Origin of the sequence: Phytopseudomonas daroniae (assembly GCF_004327275.1) — a bacterium.
Classification (GTDB): domain Bacteria; phylum Pseudomonadota; class Gammaproteobacteria; order Pseudomonadales; family Pseudomonadaceae; genus Aquipseudomonas; species Aquipseudomonas daroniae.
The window spans coordinates 159360-175850 of the sequence record NZ_QJUJ01000009.1 but is presented as its reverse complement, the minus strand read 5'-3'; the positions used below and the strand labels follow the sequence as shown (position 1 = coordinate 175850).

13 protein-coding genes are annotated in these 16491 nt (G+C 63.0%); 7 read left to right on the top strand and 6 right to left on the bottom strand.

Annotation, left to right across the window (positions count from 1 at the left end; translation table 11 throughout):
• Positions 1 to 266: 266 nt before the first annotated feature.
• The 4 genes from DNK10_RS19985 to DNK10_RS19970 form a co-directional block, all read right to left on the bottom strand.
• The gene (locus DNK10_RS19985; protein ID WP_131180351.1) at positions 267 to 1469 is read right to left on the bottom strand and encodes a CaiB/BaiF CoA transferase family protein; all 1203 of its coding nucleotides are present in this window, start codon (positions 1467 to 1469) and stop codon (positions 267 to 269) included.
• A gap of 14 nt (positions 1470 to 1483) precedes the next feature.
• Entirely contained in the window at positions 1484 to 2836 is a 1353-nt protein-coding gene (locus DNK10_RS19980; protein ID WP_131192761.1) for an MmgE/PrpD family protein, read from the bottom strand.
• Positions 2837 to 2846: 10 nt separating this feature from the next.
• Entirely contained in the window at positions 2847 to 4010 is a 1164-nt protein-coding gene (locus tag DNK10_RS19975) for an acyl-CoA dehydrogenase family protein (protein WP_131192760.1), read from the bottom strand.
• Positions 4011 to 4139: 129 nt separating this feature from the next.
• Entirely contained in the window at positions 4140 to 4967 is an 828-nt protein-coding gene (locus DNK10_RS19970; protein ID WP_131192759.1) for an HTD2 family dehydratase, read from the bottom strand.
• A gap of 272 nt (positions 4968 to 5239) precedes the next feature.
• Between DNK10_RS19970 and DNK10_RS19965 the strand changes: the two genes are divergently transcribed.
• Complete coding sequence (locus DNK10_RS19965) at positions 5240 to 6127, top strand: LysR substrate-binding domain-containing protein (RefSeq protein WP_131180355.1); 888 nt, start codon at positions 5240 to 5242, stop codon at positions 6125 to 6127.
• A gap of 175 nt (positions 6128 to 6302) precedes the next feature.
• On the opposite strand, the gene DNK10_RS19960 is transcribed toward DNK10_RS19965, so the two are convergent.
• Positions 6303 to 7862, bottom strand: a complete 1560-nt coding sequence (locus tag DNK10_RS19960; RefSeq protein ID WP_131192758.1) for a sigma-54-dependent transcriptional regulator — start codon at positions 7860 to 7862, stop codon at positions 6303 to 6305.
• Between the two features lie 360 nt (positions 7863 to 8222).
• Between DNK10_RS19960 and phhA the strand changes: the two genes are divergently transcribed.
• The 5 genes from phhA to cobF all read left to right on the top strand — a co-directional run bounded on the left by phhA (position 8223) and on the right by cobF (position 14345).
• Entirely contained in the window at positions 8223 to 9008 is a 786-nt protein-coding gene (gene phhA / locus DNK10_RS19955) for a phenylalanine 4-monooxygenase (protein ID WP_131192757.1), read from the top strand.
• A gap of 257 nt (positions 9009 to 9265) precedes the next feature.
• Positions 9266 to 9622 carry a 4a-hydroxytetrahydrobiopterin dehydratase gene (locus DNK10_RS19950; RefSeq protein WP_131192756.1) on the top strand — a complete coding sequence of 119 codons (357 nt, stop codon included), beginning with the start codon at positions 9266 to 9268 and terminating at the stop codon, positions 9620 to 9622.
• A gap of 191 nt (positions 9623 to 9813) precedes the next feature.
• Positions 9814 to 11103 (top strand): MFS transporter, encoded by a 1290-nt coding sequence (locus DNK10_RS19945; protein ID WP_131180359.1) that lies wholly within the window; start codon positions 9814 to 9816, stop codon positions 11101 to 11103.
• A gap of 105 nt (positions 11104 to 11208) precedes the next feature.
• Positions 11209 to 13467: a glucosylglycerol-phosphate synthase gene (gene ggpS / locus DNK10_RS19940; protein WP_131192755.1), complete on the top strand. Its 2259-nt coding sequence runs from the start codon at positions 11209 to 11211 to the stop codon at positions 13465 to 13467.
• A gap of 113 nt (positions 13468 to 13580) precedes the next feature.
• Positions 13581 to 14345, top strand: coding sequence for a precorrin-6A synthase (deacetylating) (gene cobF, locus DNK10_RS19935; protein ID WP_131192754.1), 765 nt, complete (start codon positions 13581 to 13583; stop codon positions 14343 to 14345).
• Positions 14346 to 14696: 351 nt separating this feature from the next.
• Here the strand turns inward: cobF and prmB are convergent, their stop codons facing one another.
• Positions 14697 to 15623, bottom strand: a complete 927-nt coding sequence (gene prmB, locus DNK10_RS19930; RefSeq protein ID WP_244216290.1) for a 50S ribosomal protein L3 N(5)-glutamine methyltransferase — start codon at positions 15621 to 15623, stop codon at positions 14697 to 14699.
• A gap of 227 nt (positions 15624 to 15850) precedes the next feature.
• Between prmB and DNK10_RS19925 the strand changes: the two genes are divergently transcribed.
• Entirely contained in the window at positions 15851 to 16450 is a 600-nt protein-coding gene (locus DNK10_RS19925) for a cysteine hydrolase family protein (protein WP_131180363.1), read from the top strand.
• The last annotated feature ends 41 nt before the right edge of the window (positions 16451 to 16491 follow it).

Genomic DNA, 16491 nt, shown 5'->3' with positions numbered 1-16491 from the left:
GAAATAGGGTTGAAACTGTTCACGATGTACGACTGCAGAAAGGCGCAGCGGCCATTCGTGGACGACGCTTTATCCGTCCACCGCTCTCGCAATGGTGGACAAAAAGAGCGTTGTCCACCCTACACCCTGTGACTGTGGGAGGTGCTTTAGCTCGTAGGATGGGTGAAACCCATCAATATACCGATGGGTTTCACCCATCCTACGTCCGTTCCCGCCTTGCAATGGCCAACTCCAACTGTCCAGCCCGCAAAATCGTGGACAACGTGTCAGATCGCTCCGCTGGCTCTCAGGCCGGTGATCGCCGTACCGCTGTAGCCCAGCTCCGCCAACAACGCCTCGGTGTGCTCGCCCAATCCGGGTACGGCATCCATGCGTGGGCTGAAGGCGCTGTTGCTGCCTGGCGGCAGCAGTGCGGGCAGCGTGCCGGCCGGGCTGCCGACCTGGCGCCAGCGGTCGCGGGCCTTGAGCTGCGGATGAGCCCAGACACCAGCCATGTCATTGACGTGGGCGTTGGCGATCTGCGCCTGTTCGAGTCGCTCGATCACCTGCTCGGCGCTGAGTGCAGCGAAGGTTTCAACGATGATCGCGCGCAGCGCCTCGCGGTTGGCCGAGCGCTTGAAGTTGGCCGAGAAACGCTCATCGGTCGCCAGCTCCGGCTGCAACAGCACCAGCTCGCAGAAGGCCTGCCATTCGCGCTCGTTCTGCAGGCCGAGCATCACCGTGCCGCCGTCACCGGCGGGAAACGGGCCGTAGGGGTAGATGGTCGAGTGAGCGGCCCCGGCACGCGGCGGCGGCGTGGCACCGTCGTACGCGTAATACAGGGGATAGCCCATCCACTCGACCAGGCTCTCGAGCATGCTCACGTCGATTCGGCTGCCCAGGCCGGTCTTGCCGCGCAGCAACAACGCCGAGAGGATGCTGCTGTAGGCGTACATGCCGGCGGCGATATCAGCGATGGAGCACCCGGCCTTGGCCAGTTGATCGTCGTCTGCTCCGCCGGTGACCGACAGGAAGCCGCCCTCGCTCTGGATCAGCAGGTCGTAGGCCTTTTTCTTCTCGTAGCTGCCGCCTTCGCCGTAGCCGGAAATGTCGCAGACGATCAGCTTGGGAAAACGCTCGTGCAGCGCCTCGAACGACAAGCCCATGCGCGCCGCCGCCCCCGGTGCCAGGTTCTGTACCAGCACGTCGGCCTTTTCCAGCAGGCTGTCGAGTACATCGCCGGCACCGTCCTGCTTGAGGTCGAGGGTCAGGCTTTCCTTGGAACGGTTGGTCCACACGAAGTGCGAAGCCAGGCCATTGACACGCTCGTCATAGCCGCGAGCGAAGTCGCCGCTACCGGGGCGCTCGACCTTGATCACCCGAGCGCCCATGTCGGCAAGCTGGCGGGTGCAGAACGGCGCCGCAATGGCGTGTTCCAGGCTGACCACGGTGATGCCGTCGAGGGGCCGGGGTTGTTGTGCGTTGTTCATGTCCGTTTCCTCGCTCAGACCAGGTTGCTCAGATCATCCGTCTCACGCAGGCGCCAGACCTTGGCGATCAGCTCACCCGCATCAAAGCTGCTGCGCTTGCCGGCGAATGCCAGCAGGCGACGGAATTTGTCTTCCAGTTCGACGCGGCTGAGCGTGTTGCCCGGATCGCCCTTGGGCTCATCGATGGCGCCGTGCAAGGTGCGGCCATCGCAGGTCACCACCTCGACCCGGCCCAGCCAGCGCGCCGGGTAGGCGGCGTCCACCTCGGGATGGAGGCACATGCTGACCTTGCCTCTGAATTCGGCGACGTCCTCATCGGTGAGCGACAGGTTCTCGAACTCGGTGAGCTGCGCCTTGCCATGCACGGCGATCAGGCCAAGCACGGTGCCCATGGAGAACTTGGCCTGGTGCACGGTCTGCGGCACCACTACACGGCCGAGCACATCGATGGCACCCTGGTGCACATGGGTGATCACTTGTGCGATGTCGCCATGGCGCAGACCCTCGCGCTGCATCAGATCCAGCAGCGCATCGGCGGCCGGATGAGTGTGGCGACAGGAGGCGTGGAACTTGAACGAGGTTTCCACCAGCGCCCAGCGGCTGCCGAGGCGATCCGACAGTTTGCTCGGGTCGGCATCGCTGGACATGCCCGCAGCCATGCCCTGCTCGCCCTCCAGAATGTTCTGCGCGCCGGTCAGGCCCTGCTCGGTGAAGTACGCGGCCAGCAGGCCATCGGCGGCGGCCTTGGCGGTGTGCAACTGCTTGGAGTCGGCGGCGTCGCGCAGGAACTCCCAGAGCCCGGCGGCCTGGGTGCCGGCGTTACCCAGCAGGTGGACGAACTGCTTCTGGTCGAAGTCCAGCAGCTTGCCCACCGCCACGGCTGCAGCCAGGGTGCCGACCGTGGCCGTGGTGTGGAAGATGCGGTAGTGGGAACGGCCAAGGAATTCACCGATGCGAATGCCCGCCTCGTAGCCGGCCACCGAAGCCAGCAACAGCTCGCGGCCGGACTTGCCCAGATCCTGCGCTGCGGCCAGGGCCGCCGGGAACACCACGGTGGCCGGGTGCAGCACTGAGCTGTTGTGCAGGTCGTCCTGCTCCACCAGATGGGAGGAAGCACCGTTGACCAGTGCGGCGAAGTACGCCGAGGTGCCGCGGCCATTGACCAGGATGCGCGCCGGGCCATCGGCCGGGCCCATCTTCTGCGCATAGGCTTCGAACAGCGGAATCGGCCGTGCACCTTCGCTGGCCAGGGCCGAGCCGAGCCAGTCGAGAAACAGGTCTTCGGTGCGATCCAGAACGCTTTCAGGCAGATCGTCGTAACGTAGCTCGGCGAGGAACGCGGCGAGCTGTTGGGTATTCGTGCTCATAACCGACTCCTCAGAAGCTGCGTGGCAGTTCGAGCAGGTGCTCGGCCACGTAGGACATGATCAGGTTGGTGGAGATCGGCGCTACCTGGTACAGGCGGGTCTCGCGGAACTTGCGCTCGACGTCGTATTCATTGGCGAAACCAAAGCCGCCGTGGGTCTGCAGGCAGGCGTTGGCCGCGGCCCAGGAGGCTTCCGCCGCCAGGTATTTGGCCATGTTGGCGCTGGCCCCGGCGTTCTCGCCACGGTCGTACTGCTCGCAGGCGCGCCAGCGCATCAGGTCGGCGGCCTCGACCTCGATATGGGCCTTGGCGATGGGGAATTGCACGCCCTGGTTCTGGCCGATCGGCCGGCCGAACACCACGCGGTCGCGGGCATAGGCGCTGGCTTTTTCGATGAACCAGCGGCCGTCACCGATGCACTCGGCAGCGATCAAGGTACGCTCGGCATTCAGGCCGTCGAGGATGTAGCGAAAGCCCTTGCCCTCTTCGCCGATCAGGCTGCTGGCAGGAATTTCCAGGTTGTCGAAGAACAGCTCGTTGGTCTCGTGGTTGACCATGTTGGCGATCGGCTGCACGGTCAGGCCGTTGCCGATGGCCTGGCGCAGGTCGACCAGGAAGATCGACATGCCTTCGGACTTCTTCTTCACTTCGGCGAGCGGCGTGGTGCGCGCCAGCAGGATCATCAGATCGGAATGCTGGATGCGCGAGATCCACACCTTCTGGCCGTTGATCACGTACTTGTCGCCCTGGCGCACGGCGGTGGTCTTGATCTTGGTGGTATCGGTGCCGGTGGTCGGCTCGGTCACGCCCATGGACTGCAAGCGCAGCTCACCGCTGGCCAGCTTCGGCAGGTAGTAGCTTTTCTGCTCATCGCTGCCGTTACGCAGCAGAGTGAACATGTTGTACATCTGCCCGTGGATGGTGCCGGAGTTTCCGCCGCAGCGGTTCACTTCCTCGAGAATCACCGAGGCTTCGGCCAGGCCCAAGCCGGAGCCGCCATATTCTTCCGGGATCATCGCCGACAGCCAGCCGGCTTCGGTCATGGCGGCCACGAAGGCTTCCGGAAAGCCTTTTTCCTCATCGATCTTGCGCCAGTATTCGGCGGGGAATTCGGCGCACAGACCACGCACGCCTTCGCGGATGAAATTCAGTTCTTCGCTCTGTTCCGGGGTCATCTTGATTCCTCGATTGTTCTTGTTGCTTCAGCCGTAGGGTGGATCGGGGCGTGTAGCTGTCGCTTTTTACATTCACCAAAACGCCACCTGGTGGATCGGTAAAGCGTGATCCACCCTACTCAGCGTCGGTCATTCGAATTCCACGTCGGCCTGCTGGGCCATGCCGGCTTCGTTGCCCGCCCACAGTTGCGCCTTGCCCGGCTCGGTTATCCGCCCGGCCACCTCGAATGGCTCGGGCGCGATCAGCGGGCGCAGACCGCGGTAGGCGAAACGACGCAGGCGGGTTTGCGGGTTGGCGCGGCGAAAGGCGCGCAGGTTGAGCGTGGCGATCAGCGGGCCATGCACTACCAGGCCGGCGTAGCCTTCGGTGCCAGTGACATAGGGCCAGTCGTAATGGATGCGGTGGCCGTTGAAGGTCACGGCGCTGTAGCGGAACAGCAGCGTCGGGCTGGGCACCACACCCTCGCGCCAATCGCCTGCCGGCAGTGCTTCGCCAGCTCCGCTCTTGGGCGGGCTGGGTTCGCGGTAGACGATATCCTGCTCTTCGCGGATGGCCAGTTCGCCGTCCTGCAGGTAGTCGTGCTGCACGGTGACGAACAGCAGTGCTCCGGTACGACCGTGCTTTTCTTCGATGTGCTTGATGGTCGACACGCGGGTAGCCTCGCCGCCCACCCGCAGCGCAGCGATGAACTCGACACGGCCGCCGGCCCACATACGGTTGCGGTTGTCCGCCGGTGGCAGGAAGCCGCCTCGCGCCGGGTGGCCGTCACCACCCAGAGCGCTTTCGGCGATGGGATCCTGAAAAAACGCCCAGTGCCACAGCGGCGGCAAGGCCTCGCCGTGGGCGGGAGTGTCTTCGCCCAGGGTCGCGGCGATGCGCTTGACCAGGTTGCGGCTCAGTTGATCATGGGATTCTTCGGTGCGGCCGATCCAGGCGGAAAAAGCAGAGTCGCTCATGGTGGGTTCCAGCTGTCTTGTTATGTGCTACCAGCATGCAATTCGCTTATCGTTCTGTGAATTTGCATTTGCATAAGCCGGCGTTCGGTTATGCTGAACACCAAGTTTGTAGGAAGTAGTCTGTCGCGCAGCAAACATGACTCGCTGGATACGCGCTGCAGGAACAGCGGGGATGCCTGACCCTGCTGGCGATAGCGGTGGTGAAATCCAGGCTGGAGTCGCGACAAGAATTTGTATCGCCCGCAAGCGGGCTCCTACGGGGATTTTCCGCCATGCACTTCGATCTGCCGGATCTGCGCCTCTTCATCCATATCGCCGAATCGCCTAGCCTGACACAGGGCGCACGGCGTGCCTCACTCTCGCCCGCTGCGGCCAGCGCGCGCATCAAGGCACTGGAAGGCCAACTGGCCACCCGCCTGCTGTACCGCGACAGCCGTGGCGTGGAACTGACACCCTCCGGTCAGCGCCTGCTGCAGCACGCGCGGTTGATCATGCGTCAGGTCGACTATCTGAAAAGTGAGTTCACCGAATACGGCAGTGACTCGGCAGGGCATATCCGCATCTTCGCCAACACCACGGCAGTGACCGAATTCCTGCCCGAAGTGCTGGCCGGTTTCCTGGCCGGTCGCCCTGGCGTAACCGTGGATCTGCAGGAGCGCCTGAGTCGCGATATCGTGCGCGGCGTACTCGATGGCGGCGCGGATCTGGGCATCATCGCCGGCCCGGTAGAAGCCGCCGGCCTGCAGGTGCTGCACTTCAGCACCGACCGCCTGGTGCTGGTGGTGCCGGACAACCACCCCCTGGCGGGCCGCGACAAGGTCAGCCTGCGCGACACCCTGCAGTACCAGCACATCGGCCTGCACGACGGCAGTACCCTGCTGACCTTCCTGCGTGAACACGTGGAAACCCTCGGCGGCACCCTGTCGCTGCGCATCCAGATGTCCAGCTTCGAAGCCATTTGCCGCATGGTCGAAGCCAACGTCGGTATCGGCATCATCCCCGAGTCCGCCGCCAGCCGGCATCGCCGCACCATGAAACTGCATACCATCGAACTGAACGAACCCTGGGCGATACGTGAACGCAGCATGCTGGTACGCGACCTCGAAGCGTTGCCGGGCAGCGTGCGGGCGTTGATTGCGACCTTGTTGCCAGAAGCCTGAATAGCGGGTTTGGTTGGGAGTCGTAGATGTTTGGGAACACGATGATGCCGCTTTCTTGCGGCGGATTACGCCTTCGGCTAATACGCCCTACGGGTTTACGGACCACGCCTCACTGGGCGCCCCAATTCATCCTTCACGGCCCAGTACGCAACGTCATGAGCTCGTTGAAATATAGCTACTGACCTTCCCGCCCGATCCCATGCTCGCGCAGCTTGTTGGCAATGGTGGTGTGGGACACGCCCAGGCGTTTGCCGAGCAGGCGACTGCTCGGGAACTCACCGTGCAAGCGCTCCAGCACGGCCTTCTCGAAGCGCCCGGCGATAGCGTCCAGCCCGCCCTCCAGGGAGAAGTCGCCGAGCGGTTGGGCCGCCCCGTAGCCTGGCAGGCGAATATGCTCTGGCTTCACCACCCCTCCTTCGCACAGCGAAACCGCCTGGAACAGCGCGTTCTCCAACTGCCGCACATTGCCCGGCCAGTGGTAGCGACCGAGCTTTTCCAATGCTGTCGGCGCCAGGGTCGGCAAAGGGCAACCGATCTGCCGGCTGGCGCGGTCGAGAAAGTGTTCGACCAGTGGTTGCAGACCATCCAGGCATTCGCGTAGCGGCGGAATATGCAGACTGAGCACGTTGAGGCGGTGGTACAGATCCTCGCGAAACTCACCTCGGGCACACAGCTCGGACAGGTCTACCTGGGTGGCGCAGGTTACCCGCACATCGAGGTAGACCTCTTCATCGCTGCCGACCCGGCGGAAGCAGCCATCCTGGAGAAAACGCAGCAGCTTGGCCTGCAGGCGCGGGCTCATCTCGGCGACGGCATCGAGAAACAGCGTTCCGCCAGCAGTCAGCTCCAGCAAGCCGAGCTTGCCTTCGGGGCGGGCGCCTTCGAAGGCGCCGGGGCCATAGCCGAACAGCTCGGTTTCGGCCATGGACTCGGGCAACCCGGCACAGTTGAGCGCCATGAACGGCGACTGTCCCCGCGGGCTGGCCAGGTGGCAGGCGCGGGCCAGCAGTTCCTTGCCGGTACCGGTTTCGCCCTCGATCAACAGCGGCGCGTCCAGTGGTGCCATGCGCCGCGCCTCGCGTACCACCGCGGCCATCACTTTCGAGCTCTGGAAGATGCTGTCGAAGCCGCGCAGCTCCTGCTTGCGCACCTGGTAGATGCGCTCGCCGACACGATCGGCGCGGTGCAGGGTCAGCACCGCGCCAGCCATGGCCTCGCTTTCATCGTGTTCGGTTTGCAGCGGTGCGATATCGGCAAGGAACACATCGCCACACACCTTGACCCGCAGGCCATTGATACGCGACCTGTTGGCCCGCACCAGCTCCGGCAAATCGAAATCCTCGGTGTAATGCGACAGCGCGATACCCGGCACCTCGTCCACCCGCACACCGAGCAACTGCGCGGCGGCCCGGTTGGCGGCGACGATGCTGCCAGCCATATCGATGGACAGCACCGGAAACTCCAGCGCACCAAGCAGTGCGTTGAGCTCCAGATGGCGGCGCTCGCTGGGCATCAGCCCCACGCGCTTGACGCCGAACACGCCGGTGATGGCTTCGAGCTTGGGGCGCAGGGCCTGGAATTGCAGATTGATCAGGTTGGGGCAATGCAGGTAGATGGCATTGCCCTGCTCGCCCCCGACTTCGCCACGGGCGACGTTGATACCGTAGTCGACCAGCAGTTCGAGAATGTCGCGCAGGATTCCAACACGGTTCTGGCAGTGGATCTTGATACGCATGACGGCCGCTCTTGTTATTTTCGTCAAGGTTTCTTGCCAGTCTAGTGGATTCGACTGAGCCCACGACAAGGTTTTGCGCGCGACGTAATCCTTTCTTTACGAAAACCTCGGCCATGGCGCTCGAACGGGTCGCGCACGCGCCTCGCGCAATCCTCAGCCTGCGCCATGCTGCACACCGTAGGGTGGGTCGGGCCGCGCAGGTTAGCGACGCCAGTCACAGGACGTGCTCCTGCAGCGGTCTTAACGCGTCGCGTAACCCACCAGTCGATATCCGACATCGTAACCATCACGGATGGAGCGCTGCGACAGATGCCTACCGCCCCCTCGAGACGAGCCGTAACGCGCCAGGGAGATTGCCAGATGAAAGCCAGCCAGTACGTCGCCAGGCAGCCTGACGCGAGCGGCTTTATCCACTATGACGAGGTCGAGCATCGCACCTGGCAGACGCTGATCGAGCGGCAACTCGAGGTGATCGAATCACGGGCCTGCCAACCCTATCTCGACGGCCTCGACAGACTCGCCCTGCCACACGAGCGGATTCCCCAACTGCCCGACATCAACCGCGTGTTGCACGCCGCGACCGGCTGGCAGGTCGCTCAGGTACCGGCACTGATTCCGTTCCAGCGCTTCTTCGAGCTGCTCGCCAACCGGCAGTTTCCGGTGGCCACTTTCATCCGCACAGAAGCGGAACTGGACTACCTGCAGGAGCCGGATATCTTCCACGAGATATTCGGCCACTGCCCGTTGCTGACCAATCCCTGGTTCGCCGAATTCACTCACACTTATGGTCGCCTGGGCCTGGCTGCCAACCCTCAGGAGCGCGTATTTCTCGCCCGGTTGTACTGGATGACCATCGAATTCGGCCTGGTCGACACACCTGCCGGGCGGCGCATCTACGGCGGCGGCATTCTCTCGTCGCCCAAGGAAGCGGTGTACTGTCTATCCGCAGCGCCTGAACGCTTGCCGTTCGATCCAGTGGAAACCATGCGCACGCCCTACCGTATCGACATCCTGCAGCCGCTGTATTTCGTGCTGCCGAATCTGCAACGGTTGTTCGCCCTGGCCCAGGAAGACATCATGGCTCATGTACGGGAGGCCATGCGCCTGGGCCTGCATCCGCCGAAGTTTCCGCCCAAGGCGGCGTGAGAGCAGGAAAATGCCGCACAAACACCACAAAACCATGTAGGAGCTGCGGGGGCGCCTAGCCTTGCGGGCGATGCGATAGCAGTCATCCAGCCCCGTAGTCTGGATTAACCGCAGGCGTAATCCGGGGAGCGCGCGTCACGGGCGATTGAGCACCTTCCCAGAGAAGGATCTGAGCGGCCGTGACAATCAGGCAGCACCAATGGCGTACGAACGGACACAAACCTGAACGACACAGTCATCGAATCACGGAGCGCCCTATGACCGATCTCAAGCAAGCCAAGTGCGAAGCCTGCAACGCCGATGCGCCGAAAGTCAGCGACACCGAGCTGGCCGAACTGCTGAAGCAGGTTCCCGACTGGAACATCGAAGTACGCGATGGCGTGATGCAGCTCGAACGGGCCTACACCTTTCGCACCTTCAAGCACGCTCTGAACTTTACCAACGCCGTGGGCGAGATCGCCGAAACGGAGAATCACCACCCCGCCCTGCTGACCGAATGGGGCAAGGTCACCGTGACCTGGTGGAGCCACTCGATCAAGGGCCTGCACCGCAATGATTTCATCATGGCAGCGTGCACCGATGAGGTGGCCGAGGTGGCTGAAGGACGCAAGTGAGATGCCCGCAAAACGGGAAAAAATCGCTCGGCAACGCCCTGCGATGGTGCCATTCCCTGACCCGAAAAATTCAAAGACCGTTCGTCGATAAAAATAAACCATATATATCAGATAGTTAACCAACCACCACAAAGATCACTGGCGCGCTTCCTGCTTGCTATCACCTGCATAGTTCCCTAGGGTAGTTCGCCATGTGGTCCTTGATTGCCCCTATCAGCTCGTTGCTGGGTGGGGTTGCGTTACTCCTCCTTGGCAACGGTCTGCTCAACACTCTACTGACCCTGCGTGGCGTCGCCGAAGGCTACTCCACCGGGATGCTCGGACTGATCATGTCCGGGTACTTCGTCGGTTTTCTCCTTGGCACCTGGCTAGCGATTCCGCTGGTTCGTCGCGTTGGGCATATCCGTGCGTTCTCCTTTTGTGCTGCCCTCGCCGCCATCACCGCACTGCTCCATGTACTGATCGTCGATCCCTGGGTCTGGCTCGGTTTGCGTGTGCTCTACGGCCTGGCTTTGGTCAGCCTGTACATGGTCATCGAGAGCTGGCTCAACGCCCAGGTACCTAACGACAAGCGCGGGCAGATGTTCGCCGTGTACATGGCGGTGAACCTTGGTGCTCTGGCCGCCGCCCAGCAATTGCTGAACCTGGCCGATCCCGGTGAATTCCTGCTCTTCGCCTTGGCTGCGATGCTGATCAGTGCCGCGCTGATGCCCATCACCCTCACGCGCCAGCCACAGCCCAGCGTGCCGGAAACCCTGCACACCAACCTGCGCAAGATCGCCAGCATCGCCCCATTGGCCATCGCGGCTGCCGGCCTTTCCGGCCTGGCGCTTGGAGCCTTCTGGGGCATGGCGCCGGTGTATGCCAGCCTCAACGGTTTCGATGCTGCGGGTGTCGGTCTGATGATGAGCGCGACCATTCTCGGCGGTGCCCTGCTGCAATGGCCGATCGGCCGTTTCTCCGACACTCATGATCGGCGCTGGGTGCTGTTCTGGGTCGTCTGCGCGGCGGTAGTCGTGGCCCTGTTGATGAGCCTGCTACCCGCTGGCCGCCCTCTGCTGGCACTGATGTTCGTGTTTGGCGGACTGTCGTTCGCCATCTATCCCATCGCCGTGGCGCAACTGATCGACCAGCTGCACAGCGACGAGATTCTTTCCGGCTCCAGCAGCCTGCTGATGGTCAATGGCATCGGCTCCGTATGTGGGCCGCTGCTCGCCGGCGTGCTGATGCAATACACCGGTGCCGCCGCACTACCCCTGTATTTCGCCGCTACCCTGGGGCTGCTGGCGGCCTACACCTTCTATCGTCTACGTCACGTCAGCGACCTGGTCGCCGGCGAGCAGGCGCACTTCATGCCGATGTTGCGCACCAGCCATACCGTGCTGGAACTGATGCCCGACGCCCCGCCGTCAGACGACGACAACGCCTCGGACAACGATAACCCCGACGATGCGCAGGAGCGTGTCGTCACCTCATCGTAGGCACTGGCCTACACAACAGAGGCGTCAACCAAGGCGCCCACTTTGCTCGTCGGCTGATGTCGGCGCGTCACTGCACCACTTTGTTTATGGACAGGGAGACAGCGCATGTTACTTGCAACCGATCTTGATGGAACCTTTCTCGCTGGCGATCCCGAGGATCGTCTGAGCCTTTACCAAACCATCGCCGCCCACCCGGAAATTCAGTTGGCCTACGTCACCGGTCGCAGCCTGGAAGCGGTGCTACCGCTGTTGGCCGACCCGACCTTGCCGCAACCGGACTTCATCATCGCCGACGTAGGCGCCACCTTCGTGCATGGCGACACCTTGCAACCGATCCAACTGCTGCAGGGCCGGGTCGATGCCCGCTGGCCGGGCGAAAGCCTGGTGGCCCAGGCCCTGGACGGCTTCGGCCTGGAGCGTCAGGACGTGCCCCAGACGCGCCGCTGCTCCTACTTCTGCACGCCTGAGCAGGCAGCCGACCCGGCCCTGGCGGCGGTGGCAGAAACGCTAGGTTGCGACCTGCTGTATTCCGCGGATCGCTACCTGGACTTTCTGCCCAAGGGCGTCAACAAGGGCAGCAGCCTCAAGGCGCTGGTCGAATGGCTGGAACTGGATGCAGACCAGGTACTGGCCTGTGGCGATACCCTGAATGACCTGAACATGCTCGACGGCACCTACAAAGGTGTCTGCGTCGGCGAATCCGAACCGAACCTGCTGCGCGCCACCGAGCACCAATCCTGGATCCTGCAGGCGGATCGCTCAGGGTGCGGCGGCATTCTTCAGGCATTCGTGCATTTCGGTTTCCTCGGCGAGCACGGTATCGCCGCGGAAAAACGCAGTGCCACCAAACCAGGCCGGGCCGAGCTGGTGATGGTCTATCACCGCCTGCCCTACGAGGAACACCGCGTCGATGGCAAGCTGCAACGCCGCCGGCCGACTTCACCCAACGGCATCATTCCCACGCTGATGAGTTTCTTCGGCGATTCGCGTCCCGGTTCCTGGGTTGCCTGGGCAGTGGACGAAGGTGGCGACGAGCCCTTCGAAACCCATACCACGGTGGATGCCGAACGCTATCCCAAACTCACCGCTGCAAGGGTGGCGCTGAGCAAGGAAGAAGTCGACATCTTCTACAAGCGCTTCTCCAAGGAAGCCTTCTGGCCGACCCTGCACACTTTCTGGGAGCGTGCGCGTTTCGACGAGGACGACTGGCAGGTGTTTCTCAAGGTCAACCGCGCCTTCGCCGAACGCACGGCAAAGGAAGCCGCGGAAGGTGCCATCGTCTGGTTGCACGACTACAACCTGTGGATGGTGCCGGGCTACCTGCGCGAAATGCGCCCTGATCTGCGTATCGCCTTCTTCCACCACACCTACTTTCCTTCAGCCGACGTATTCAACGTGCTGCCGTGGCGCCGGCAGATCATCGGCAGCCTGCTGCAGTGCGACTACATCGGCTTCCACATTCCACGCCAGGTGGAGAACTTCGTCGACGTGGCCCGCGGTGTCACCCCGTTGCAAACCATCAGCCGACAGAACTGCGCGCCGCGCTTCATCACCTATGGCTGCGCCGTGGGCCTGGAGCGCATGACCACCGCCGTGGACACCGGCAGCCGCGTAGTCAAGCTTGGCGCTCACCCGGTGGGGCTGGACATCGACCGTGTACGCAATGCCCTGGCCCAGGACAAGACCCGCAAGCAGATGGCGCACCTGCGTGAAGAGCTGCGCGGCATCAAGCTGGTGCTGTCGGTGGAGCGCCTGGATTACACCAAGGGCATCCTCGAGAAACTCCAGGCCTTCGAGCGCCTGCTGGCCGACAACCCCGAGCTGCTGGGCAAGATCACGCTGGTCAGCATCTGCGTGCCGGCAGCCCGCGAGATGACCATCTACGACGAGCTGCAATCGCAGATCGAGCAGGCCGTGGGCCGCATCAACGGCCGCTTCGCGCGGATCGGCTGGACGCCGGTGCAGTTCTTCTTCCGCAGCTTCCCGTTCGACGAGGTGGTGGCCTGGTACGCCATGGCCGACGTCATGTGGATCACCCCGCTGCGTGACGGCCTCAACCTGGTGGCCAAGGAATTCGTCGCCACCCAGGGTCTGCTCGAAGGCCAGGGCGTGCTCGCACTGTCCGAGTTCGCGGGCGCCGCAGCCGAGCTCAAGGGCGCGCTGCTGACCAACCCCCACGACACCGCCGACCTGGCACAAACCTGCTACCTGGCGCTGAACATGCCCAAATCCGAAGCCCGTGCGCGGATGCGTGAGCTGTTCGATATCGTCAATTACAACGATATCCGCCGCTGGGGCGACGAGTTCCTCGCCGGCGTCGCCGAGCCGGAGGCCGAGAACGTCCTGCATCTCGCGGCAGGCTGAGCCAGAGCTGTAACGATCCGCCGATAGCCCGGCGTTGACGCAGCGGCTCAGGTCGAGCCGCTGCGTGACTAACTGATATGCTGCGCGCCTCTGGCAAGAACGAGACGTGCGGCATGAAAAACATCCTGATCATCGGCATCGGCGCCGGCGACCCCGACTACCTGACGATGCAGGCGATCAAGGCCCTCAACCGGGCCGACGTGTTCTTCATCCTCGACAAGGGCGAGGCCAAGGACAAGCTGATCGCCCTGCGCCGGCTGATTCTCGAGCGCTATATCGACGCCGAACGCGCGTACCGCATCGCCGAGGCCAGCAACCCCGAGCGCGAGCGCGACACGCCAGACTACGACGCCAGTATCGACAGCCTCAATCGCGACAAACAGGCGGTGTTCGAGCAATTGATCGGGCAGCTGAAAGATGGCGAAACCGGCGCATTCCTGGTCTGGGGCGACCCATCGCTGTACGACAGCACCATTCGCATTCTCGACGGGGTGATCGCCAGCGGCCACCGACTCGACTATCAGGTAATCCCAGGTATCACCAGCGTGCAGGCGCTGACCGCCCGCCACCGTATTCCACTGAACCAGATTGGTCGTGCCGTGCAGATCACCACCGGTCGACGCCTGCGCGAAGGCTGGCCAGCAGGCGTGGACAGCGTGGTGGTGATGCTCGATGCCCAGAACAGCTATCGCTATCTCGTCGATCAGGATCTGCACATCTACTGGGGCGCCTATGTCGGCACGCCGGACGAAATCCTGATCGAGGGCAAGCTGGCCGATGTCGCCGAGCGTATCGTGCAAACCCGCGCGGCAGCGCGCGAGGCCAACGGCTGGATCATGGACAGCTACCTGCTGCGCCGCGGTGGACGTGAGGCCTGATCCCAGAGTCGCAGCCGCCACCCTCAGCAGCCTGCTCACGATCTGCTGCGTGTCGCCTGATTGTTCGATCGCAAGAAGGCGTAAGCGGACGGTCGTAGGATGGGTGCACCCCATCGGCAATTGATGGGTTGCACCCATCCTACGGACTATGAATCGACGGCAATAAGGCGTAAGCAGACGCTCACCCCGTAGGGTGGATGACGATCTTTTCATCCACCATTGCGATTGCAGAGCGGTGGACGGGTCGGGCCGCGTAGGTGAAGCGTCGTCCACCCTACAAATGGCTGCTTCCGCCTTGTAGCGGCCTGTCAGGCGACCCTTGATTCTGGCTCGCGGATCGTGAACAGGTTCTCAGAGGCGCCCGCGGAACAGCGCCTGGTGCTTGCGGCATTGCTCGGCCGAAAGCATGAACACGCCGTGGCCGCCGCGGGCGAAATCCAACCAGGCGAAATCCACCTCGGGATACAGCGCCTCGACGTGCACCTGGCTGTTGCCCACCTCGACGATCAGCAGGCCCTTGTCGCTCAGATGATCGGCCGCTTCCGCCAGCATCCGGCGCACCAGATCCAGGCCGTCGTCACCACAGGCCAAACCCATTTCCGGCTCATGCTGGTACTCGGCCGGCATATCGGCGAAGTCTTCGGCATCGACATAGGGCGGGTTGGAGACGATCAGATCGAAACGCTGCCCCGGCAGACCGGCGAAGCCGTCACCCTGTACGGTGTAGACACGTTCTTCGAGACCATGGCGCTCGATATTGCGGTTGGCCACTTCCAGCGCATCAAAGGACAGATCACCCAGTACCACTTCGGCGTCGAGAAATTCGTAGGCGCAGGCGATGCCGATACAGCCGGAACCGGTGCACAGGTCAAGAATCCGTGCGGGTTCATCGGCCAGCCACGGGCTGAAACGCTGCTCGATCAGTTCGGAGATCGGTGAGCGCGGCACCAGTACCCGCTCATCGACGATAAAGGGCAAGCCGCAGAACCAGGCCTCGCCGAGCAGATAGGCGGTCGGCACGCGATCCTCGATGCGCCGCTGCAACAAGGCGTGCAGGTGCTGCTGCTCATCTTCTTCGAGACGGCAATCCAGATAGCCGTCAGCGATTTCCCAGGGCAGATGCAGGGCACCCAGCACCAGTTGCCGGGCTTCGTCCCAGGCGTTGTCGGTGCCATGACCGAAGAACAGCTCCTCTGCCTGAAAGCGGCTCACGGCCCAGCGGATGTAATCGCGCAGCGTGCGCAGGCGGGTGTTCAGGGCTGGGCGGGCATCGGTCACAGCATGGCTCCGGGCAAAAGGCGTTAGTTTAGCAGGCCTACCCCGGCAATCCAGCGCCATCCCCTGTACGTTCGATATGGCAGCATTGCGTGTGCCCCAGCGAGCTGAAACGATTCACTTGGCGTTGCCGAGGTAGCGGCATGGCAATACAACCAACAGAGAGGTTCACAGCAGCGTCATACAGGCGGACAATATGTACCGTTAACCGCGCCAGCAAGGAGTCGTACATGTCGTCCCACCCGCAAACGTTCTATCAGCTCACCGGTCGTGGCCATGCGCCTGCCAATCTGAGCAATGCGACTCTGCTGGTCATTGATGCCCAGGAAGAATATCGCAGTGGTGTGGTGCAGTTGCCGGGCCTGGATGCAGCCGTGGCGGAAATCGCCAAGCTGCTGGATGCCACACGCCGCCTGGGCGGCTCCATCGTTCACGTCAAACACCTGGGCATTCCCGGTGGCCTGCTCGACCCGCGCGGCCCGCGTGGCGAGCATCTTCCGGAAGTGGCACCGTTACCCGGTGAGATCGTCGTCGAAAAGCGCATGCCGAACGCCTTCTCCGGTACCGACCTGCATGAAAAGCTGCAGTCTCTGGGTCATCTGGATCTGATCGTCTGCGGATTCATGACCCACTCCAGCATCAGCACCACCATCCGCGCCACCAAGGACTACGGCTATCGCTGTACCGTGGTCGATGCAGCCTGCGCGACCCGAGACCTGCCGACGCCCGATGGCAAGGTGATCAGCGCCGCCGAGATGCACCGCTTCGAAATGATCGCCCTGGCCGACAACTTCGCAGCCTGGGTTCCGGACGCCAGCGCGCTGGTGTAAGCCCGCAGGCATGCGGTGCCAGGCGCCGCATGGTTTGAACC